Source organism: Listeria sp. SHR_NRA_18 (genome assembly GCF_003856515.1).
GTDB lineage: Bacteria > Bacillota > Bacilli > Lactobacillales > Listeriaceae > Listeria_A > Listeria_A newyorkensis.
In genome coordinates, this window is record NZ_QPKR01000049.1 from 1 (window position 1) to 588 (window position 588).

General features: G+C 51.0%; 1 protein-coding gene. It reads right to left on the reverse strand.

The genetic code is table 11. The annotated features are described in order from the left end of the window. Positions 1-309: 309 nt before the first annotated feature. A partial coding sequence (locus DUK53_RS17075) for an outer membrane protein assembly factor BamB family protein (protein WP_143813226.1) occupies positions 310-588 on the reverse strand: 279 nt, incomplete at its 5' end.

Genomic DNA, 588 nt, shown 5'->3' on the forward strand with positions numbered 1-588 from the left:
GTATCATGTTGAAGCCTCATTACTTAATAATCAATGCGTTACTATGCAGCGCAATAGACAGCAGCGGCATAGCTTAAAAATACGAAACGGCCCCTGATAGCAGGAGCCGTTATCCCATTACCCGTCGTCTTTCAAGCTGCAGCGTTGTTACCTGCACTATCTCACCCCGGTCACTTACCCAAAAGTAAGCTCCCGGGGATGAGATAGCTTGGCGCCTAGCTGCAACTCGAAATCCATAGGGTAAGACCTATCAAACGGCGTGTAGTAAATATCACTAACCGCAATTTGCGATCTACTGAGTAAAAACTGTTAGCGAGTGAAGGCGTAAACCTTGCCGCCACGCGCCTGGATCAGCAGTTTGTCACCGGCCACAATTGGCGCGGACAGGAAGCCGGAGCTATCCACTTTCTGCTGAGCCACAAAACGGCCATCGGTGGTATTGATCCAATGCAGATAACCTTCGGCATCGCCGACGACCAGGTAGCCGTTATACAGCACTGGTGCAGTCAGGTTACGGTGCAGCAGATCGCTCTGGCGCCACAGGTTAACACCACCTTCGGTATTCATTGCCACTACACGGTCATTCTG